This window comes from Pseudomonas sp. P7758 (assembly GCF_013386485.1).
Taxonomy (GTDB): Bacteria; Pseudomonadota; Gammaproteobacteria; order Pseudomonadales; family Pseudomonadaceae; genus Aquipseudomonas.
This window is the reverse complement of the sequence record NZ_JACARS010000169.1, coordinates 1-7,071: the sequence shown is the minus strand read 5'-3', so window position 1 is coordinate 7,071 and position 7,071 is coordinate 1. Positions and strand designations below refer to the sequence as shown.

6 protein-coding genes are annotated in these 7,071 nt (G+C 61.7%); 2 read left to right on the top strand and 4 right to left on the bottom strand.

The genetic code is table 11. From position 1 onward, the window contains the following. The first annotated feature begins 415 nt into the window (after positions 1 to 415). Positions 416 to 1,828 (top strand): amino acid permease, encoded by a 1,413-nt coding sequence (locus HX873_RS28830; protein ID WP_003216436.1) that lies wholly within the window; start codon positions 416 to 418, stop codon positions 1,826 to 1,828. A 45-nt stretch (positions 1,829 to 1,873) separates the two neighbouring features. Here HX873_RS28830 and HX873_RS28825 read toward each other — a convergent pair whose 3' ends face one another. The 4 genes from HX873_RS28825 to HX873_RS28810 all read right to left on the bottom strand — a co-directional run bounded on the left by HX873_RS28825 (position 1,874) and on the right by HX873_RS28810 (position 6,033). Then, the gene (locus tag HX873_RS28825) at positions 1,874 to 2,998 is read right to left on the bottom strand and encodes an OpgC family protein (RefSeq protein ID WP_102606052.1); all 1,125 of its coding nucleotides are present in this window, start codon (positions 2,996 to 2,998) and stop codon (positions 1,874 to 1,876) included. A gap of 143 nt (positions 2,999 to 3,141) precedes the next feature. Further along, positions 3,142 to 3,438, bottom strand: a complete 297-nt coding sequence (locus tag HX873_RS28820) for a cupin domain-containing protein (protein ID WP_003216439.1) — start codon at positions 3,436 to 3,438, stop codon at positions 3,142 to 3,144. A gap of 66 nt (positions 3,439 to 3,504) precedes the next feature. After that, a complete protein-coding gene (locus HX873_RS28815; protein WP_003216444.1) occupies positions 3,505 to 5,124 on the bottom strand; it encodes an FMN-binding glutamate synthase family protein in 1,620 nt (539 codons plus the stop codon). A gap of 144 nt (positions 5,125 to 5,268) precedes the next feature. Continuing rightward, positions 5,269 to 6,033 carry a LuxR C-terminal-related transcriptional regulator gene (locus HX873_RS28810; RefSeq protein ID WP_003216446.1) on the bottom strand — a complete coding sequence of 255 codons (765 nt, stop codon included), beginning with the start codon at positions 6,031 to 6,033 and terminating at the stop codon, positions 5,269 to 5,271. A gap of 93 nt (positions 6,034 to 6,126) precedes the next feature. Here HX873_RS28810 and HX873_RS28805 point away from each other — a divergent pair, with 93 nt between their 5' ends. Beyond that, a complete protein-coding gene (locus tag HX873_RS28805; RefSeq protein WP_008435543.1) occupies positions 6,127 to 6,948 on the top strand; it encodes a carbon-nitrogen hydrolase family protein in 822 nt (273 codons plus the stop codon). Positions 6,949 to 7,071: the final 123 nt, after the last annotated feature.

The window sequence follows — 7,071 nt, the reverse complement described above, 5'->3', positions numbered from 1 at the left end:
CTCGCCACAGACAAGCCCCTCGCCACAGACAAGCCCGCTCGTTACAGATAACCCCGCCACATAACCCCAAACCGTCGAGCTAGAGCCTCCCCCACCCGTAAACCCGCCAAAGGTAGGGGCATGACGCTGCACCATTACCGTGCAATACTCGCCGCCGTTTGGTGGCGATGATTCCTACGCTAACCAGGTGATGCTCCTCCGCAAAAGGCGCCTTTACCGAGAGTTCCCGCTGAATCTTGCCGTTTATAGAGTGAAAACCCCTGGGTTTAGCTTTTTATACTGCACCCCCGCTGATCTGGCCCGGCCAGACCGTTTTACCCAAAAGGTGATCCGGCAACGGTACGCCATGGCAGACCCGCCATGACGCCCCGGACTCGGTGGCTCATATCCAATAACAAGACGAGGTTGTATCCCTATGCCAGCTGGCAATCATCTGCCCCACGGCGAGACCGCTCAGGGCGGTCCGCTGAAACGCGAACTCGGCGAACGGCATATTCGCCTGATGGCCCTCGGTGCATGCATCGGCGTCGGCCTGTTCCTAGGCTCGGCCAAGGCCATTGAAATGGCCGGCCCGGCGATCATGCTGTCGTACATCATCGGCGGCCTGGCGATCCTGGTGATCATGCGCGCCCTCGGCGAGATGGCCGTGCACAACCCGGTGGCCGGTTCGTTCAGCCGCTACGCCCAGGATTACCTCGGCCCGCTGGCGGGCTTTCTCACCGGCTGGAACTATTGGTTCCTGTGGCTGGTGACCTGCGTGGCAGAAATCACGGCCGTCGCCGTGTACATGGGCGTGTGGTTCCCCGATACACCCCGCTGGATCTGGGCCCTGGCAGCACTGATCAGCATGGGCACCATCAACCTGATCGCGGTCAAGGCCTTCGGTGAGTTCGAGTTCTGGTTCGCGCTGATCAAGATCGTCACCATCATCGCCATGGTGATCGGCGGCGTCGGCATCATCGCGTTCGGCTTTGGCAACGATGGCGTGGCCCTGGGCATTTCCAACCTGTGGACCCACGGCGGCTTTATGCCCAATGGCGTGCAGGGTGTGTTGATGTCCCTGCAGATGGTGATGTTCGCCTACCTGGGCGTGGAGATGATCGGCCTCACCGCCGGTGAAGCGAAGAACCCGCAGAAGACCATCCCGAGTGCCATCGGCTCGGTGTTCTGGCGCATCCTGCTGTTCTACGTCGGTGCGTTGTTCGTGATCCTGTCGATCTACCCGTGGAACGAAATCGGCACCCAGGGCAGCCCGTTCGTGATGACCTTCGAGCGCCTGGGTATCAAGACCGCCGCCGGCATCATCAACTTCGTGGTGATCACCGCAGCGTTGTCGTCGTGCAACGGCGGTATCTTCAGCACCGGGCGCATGCTCTACAGCCTGGCGCAGAACGGCCAGGCCCCGGCCACGTTCGGTACCACCTCAAGCAACGGCGTGCCGCGCAAGGCGCTGCTGCTGTCGATCTTCGTGCTGTTGCTGGGCGTGCTGCTCAACTACATGGTTCCGGAAAAAGTCTTCGTCTGGGTCACTTCCATCGCCACCTTCGGCGCGATCTGGACCTGGCTGATGATCCTCCTGGCCCAGCTCAAGTTCCGCAAGAGCCTGACCCAGGCCGAACGTGACGGCCTTAAATACCGCATGTGGCTGTACCCGGTCAGCTCCTATCTGGCCTTGGCGTTCCTGGTGCTGGTGGTGGGCCTGATGGCGTACTTCCCGGACACCCGTGTGGCGCTCTACGTGGGGCCGGTGTTCCTGGTGCTGCTGACGGTGTTGTTCTACGTGTTCAAGTTGCAGCCGACTCAAGCGGCGGCACGCACCGCGAGCTGAGTTTCCTGCGCTCAACAAAAAGCCCCTTACGGGGCTTTTTGTTTTTCAGGCGGTGGCAACGCGCGCCGGTTGCGTGAGCCGCTTGTTCAAGTCCAGCCAGGCCCCCAGCAACGCCATCAACCCGGCGCCTACCAGTGCGGTGAAAATCTGCATGGCGAAGGCATCGCCGGTGATCGCATTGATCATGTCTGCCAGTGGCGCCAGCAGCACCCCCAGGCAGAACACTTCCAGGGAGTAGCGCCCCATACGGCAGGTTTGTCGGGCCAGCCAGTTCTGCGTCCATTCGCGGCCAGGCAGCAGCTTGGCGGTGACATAGGCCAGGGCCAGGAAGTGCAGCAAACGCACGGGCGACAGGTCGGTCTTGCTGATGGGGTACAGCAGGTCACTGAGCGCCGACGGCATCAGCGCGTCGTGGATTTCCGGCCAGCGCCACGAGAGCGTGAGAACCCCCGCCACCAGCGCATACACCGCCGCAGCGACGAACAATGGCTGACGCAACAGGCGCCGAGTCTCGACAGGGCGGGGTTGCCCGGCATGAATCGCCGCCGCGCCGCCCAGCACAAACAGCAACTGCCAGGTCACCGGGTTGAAGTACCACACGCCGTCGGCAATCGCCGCCAGGTTCCAGCCCAGGTGCGGCGCCAGCAAGTACACCGCCAGCGAAACAGCCACCACCGCCCAGGTCTTGCGCAACAGCAACGGCAACACCAGCGGCAGGCAACCCAGCAGCACGATGTACAGCGGCAACGGGTCCATCAGGTTGGGTTTGAAGCGCAACAGCAGTTCATCCACCAGGGCTTGCTGGGGATGAGTGACGAAGTGCGTCAGGCCCATCTCTTCAACGAGGTCGCGGGTTTCCACATGGCTGTTGGCGAAGAACACGATGCCCATCAGCATCGCCAGCAGGAAGATGTGCACCACGTACAGCACCCAGGTGCGCCGCCAGATCTTCACGCAGGCGATCAGATAACCGTCGCGCTGCAGGATCTTGCCGTAGGCCAGCACGGCCGCATAACCGGCCAGGAACACGAAGACTTCCGCCGCGTCGCTGAAACCGAAGTTGCGCAAGGTGATCTGGCCCAGAGGGTTGTGGGGCACGTGATCCCAGAAAATAAAGATCAACGCCAGGCCCCGAAAAAAATCGATGCGCGGGTCGCGTCCGTTCAACATGGCAGCGGGCTCTTGAACAAGGGGTTTAGTAATGACAAGTGGACGACGGCTTCAGTCGAGCCGTACGTCGGGCGGGCGCAGGTTGGCGGTATTTGTAAGCAATTGCAAAGCTGAGTTTTTTGCTGAATGTCTCATCGCTTTGTTTAAACGTCGATGATCACCAGCGTGCCTTGGCTGCCGGCGAGTACCGCGTGGGCGATGCCGGCTTCAACCAGGTACATCTGACCGGCGCCGACGTCGATGGCCTCCTCGCCAATAGACAGGCGCAAAAGGCCGTCGATCACCAACAGCCCTTCGTTGTAGTCGTGGGTTTCTTCTTCATAAGCCTGTGCATCCATGCGCAGCACCTTGATCCGCGCCGGGCCGACCTGGCCCACGCGGGTGGATTTCCAGGTGTCCGGCAGTTGGGCGGCAAGGGCGGTGAAGTCGAGTAACGGCATGGTGAAGCTCCTTGTTTCAACGATGCCGTTCGGTGGTCCGGTTCAGCGGGGTTGTTCAGTGCGGGCTCAGGCCGCGGCGATTTCATTCGGCTCAAAACTATCGGCCCGTGCCATCTGCCACATGCGCGAATAAAACTCGCCGTTCACTTCGCCGGTGAGCAATTCGCCAGGTTTCAGGAATACATGCAACTGCGAGAACAGCTTGATCTCGGTGGCCGACATGCGCCGCACCAGGTGCTTGGCCGACAGTTGTGAAGGGTGGTCGAGACCGGCGGCAGCGAGCATTTCTGCCAGGGCCTTCAACGTGTTGCGGTGGAAGTTGAACACGCGCTGGGCCTTGTCCGGCACCACCAGTGCGCGCTGGCGCAACGGGTCCTGGGTGGCCACTCCGGTGGGGCATTTGTTGGTGTGGCAGCTTTGCGACTGGATACAGCCGATGGCGAACATGAAGCCCCGCGCCGAGTTGGCCCAGTCGGCACCGATGGCCAGGACGCTGGCGATGTCGAACGCGCTGACGATCTTGCCGCTGGCGCCGAGCTTGATCTTGTCCCGCAGGTTCAAGCCCACCAGGGTGTTGTGCACGAACAGCAAGCCTTCACGCAGGGGCACGCCGATGTGGTCGGTGAACTCCACCGGCGCGGCGCCGGTGCCGCCTTCCTTGCCGTCCACCACGATAAAGTCCGGGAGGATGCCGGTTTCGAGCATGGCCTTGGCGATGCCCATGAATTCCCACGGGTGGCCCAGGCAGAACTTGAAGCCCACCGGTTTGCCGCCCGACAGTTCACGCAGCTGGGCGATGAAGTGCATCATTTCGATGGGAGTGGAAAACGCGCTGTGGCGCGACGGCGAGATGCAGTCCTCGCCCATCATGATGCCGCGGGTGTCGGCGATTTCCTGGGTGACCTTGTGCTTGGGCAGGATCCCGCCGTGGCCCGGTTTGGCGCCCTGGCTCATCTTGATTTCGATCATCCGCACTTGCGGGTTCTGCGCCTGCACGGCAAAGCGTTCCGGGTCGAAAAGGCCGGCGCTGGTGCGGCAGCCGAAGTAGCCGCTGCCGAGCTCCCAGGTCAGGTCGCCGCCGTTTTCCCGGTGATAGGGGCTGATGCTGCCTTCACCGGTGTCATGGGCGAAGTTGCCGAGCTTGGCCCCCTGGTTGAGCGCGCGAATCGCGTTGGCGCTCAGCGAACCGAAGCTCATGGCCGAGATATTGAACACCGAGGCCGAGTAGGGCTGCTTGCATTGCGGGCCGCCGACGATCACGCGAAACGCGCTGGGGTCGCTCAGCGGCGCGGGGCGCATGGAGTGGCCGATAAACTCAAAGCCCGACTGGTACACGTCGATCAGCGTGCCGAAGGGTTTGTCGGCACTTTCATTCTTGGCGCGGGAGTAGACCAGCGAGCGCTGGGCCCGGGAGAAGGGCAGGGCGTCGCTGTCGGATTCCAGCAGGTACTGGCGGATTTCCGGACGGATGCCTTCCACCAGGTAACGGATATTGCCCAGGATCGGGTAGTTGCGGCGCACCGCGTGGGGGCTTTGCAGCAGGTCGAAAATGCCGATCAGGCTAAGGATGCCGGTGACCACGGCGATCGGCCACAGCCATTCGTGTTCGATAAACGGCATGCTGGCGAGGGTGAAAATGACGCAGACGGCAAAGAACGCGTAACGGCTTAACAAGGACAGGCTCATACAGGGTTCCTTAGTTTTTATCCTGTAGGAGCGAGGGGGACGCCTAGTTCTTGCTCGCGAAGGTCGTTAACGATAGCGCGGTTGTCTGGATGACCGCGGTGCATTGACGTTTTTCGCGAGCAAGCTCGCTCCTACAGGGCTCGATCAGGCGTTTTGCGCCTGCAGAAAAATCGAGAACAGCTCCGACTGGGATTTGATCCCTAGCTTGCTGTACATGTGTTTCTTATGGACTTTCACGGTTTCAACAGAGATTTCCAGCTTACGAGCGATTTCCTTGCTGGAGCAACCACTGAGCATCAAACGGCCCACATCCAGCTCCCGCGCGGTGAGTTGCGCGCCCCAGCCATCGTTGTGGATCGGCTGCTCCGGAGCGCTCACCTGGTTGAGTTCATGGGGCAGGCGCTGGCGCAGCAAGCCCAGTACCCACGGTTGAATCAGCGACAGCAGGGCAATCTGCTGTGGGTCAAAGCGCTGTTTGGAGCCCAGGGACAGGCACAGGGTTCGCCCGTCCGGTTGCTGGCAGTTGAACTGGATTTCATCGGCCACCACGTTCAACCGGAAGTAGCGCTGGTAATACTCGGTCAGCTCGAAATGCTCCGGGGCCACTTCGGCCAGGCGAAACAGTCCGGTGCGCGAGTGTTCGCGGCTGGCGATGTAGAAGGGATCGAGCAGGTATAAACCGTTGAGGTAATCCTGGAACAGATGGTCGGGTTCGCCGTCCTGGCCCGGGCATTCGGCGAACACCAGGGGTTTGTGCTCGCTGCTGAACAGCAACACCACCCAACTGTCGAACGGCACATATTGGTCCAGCAACCGGACAAGCTGCGTCCAGAAATTCGGCTGGTCCAGGGCGTCTATCATCTGCCCCACCGAACGGTGCCAGGCGATGTCTTCCAGCGACAATGTCATGCATCTACCCCCATAGGGTTAACCCGGCTGCGTGATTTCCCGAGTGTTCGCGGCTGCGCATACTGCGCCACAGATAAAGAACAAGGAATAACCATGAAGGTCGAATTTGCCCAGCTGGCAGGCCGCGATAACGGCACAGCTTACAACCTTGAGCGCGCGTTGGCGGCAATTGCTGCGTGTGCGGCGGATACCCAATTGGTCGTATTCCCGGAAACCCACCTGATGGGCTTCCCGACCGCCGGCACTGTGGCGGACGTCGCCGAACCAGTGGACGGCCCGACCGTGCAGGCGATTATTCAGGCCGCCCGCGCGCGCAACATCGCCGTGGTGATCGGCATGGCCGAGAGCGACGCGGGCCAATTCTATAACACCACCTTGATGATCACCCCGGACGGCATCGCCCTGCGCTATCGCAAGACCCACCTGTGGGCCTCGGACCGCGGCGTCTTCACCCCGGGTGACCGCTACGCCACCTGCGTGTGGAACGGCGTGCGAGTTGGCCTGTTGATCTGCTACGACATCGAATTCCCGGAAACCGCCCGGGCCCTGGCGCAGTTGGGCGCTGAAGTGTTGATCGTCACCAACGGCAACATGGACCCGTACGGCCCCACCCACCGCACTGCGATCATGGCCCGCGCCCAGGAAAACCAGGCGTTCGCGCTGATGGTCAACCGAGTGGAAGAGGGCGACGACGGCCTGATGTTCGCCGGTGGCAGTGCGCTGGTCGATCCGTTCGGCAGCTTGCTGTTTGAAGCCGGGCGCGGGGAAGGGCAGTTCAGCGTTGAACTGGACCTGGGACAACTGGCGGCGGCGCGACAGGACTATCGCTACCTGGATGACCAGCGCTTGAAATTGCCGGGGGAGGTGATTGAGCGCGAGGACGGGACGCGGGAATTGTTGATCCCCAAACCCTGACACGGGTCTCGTGGCAAGGATGCTGTTGTGGCGAGGGGGCTTGTCCCCCGTTGGAGTGCGAAGCGCTCCCGCTTTTTCTGGGGCCGCTTCGCAGCCCAACGGGGGACAAGCCCCCTCGCCACA

Bases quoted from the DNA above. Each gene is read 5' to 3' on its own strand.
- HX873_RS28825 (WP_102606052.1), bottom strand. From the start codon at position 2,998: ATGTTGAACGGACGCGACCCGCGCATCGATTTTTTTCGGGGCCTGGCG.
- HX873_RS28810 (WP_003216446.1), bottom strand. From the start codon at position 6,033: ATGACATTGTCGCTGGAAGACATCGCCTGGCACCGTTCGGTGGGGCAG.
- HX873_RS28805 (WP_008435543.1), top strand. From the start codon at position 6,127: ATGAAGGTCGAATTTGCCCAGCTGGCAGGCCGCGATAACGGCACAGCT.
- HX873_RS28830 (WP_003216436.1), top strand. From the start codon at position 416: ATGCCAGCTGGCAATCATCTGCCCCACGGCGAGACCGCTCAGGGCGGT.
- HX873_RS28820 (WP_003216439.1), bottom strand. From the start codon at position 3,438: ATGCCGTTACTCGACTTCACCGCCCTTGCCGCCCAACTGCCGGACACC.
- HX873_RS28815 (WP_003216444.1), bottom strand. From the start codon at position 5,124: ATGAGCCTGTCCTTGTTAAGCCGTTACGCGTTCTTTGCCGTCTGCGTC.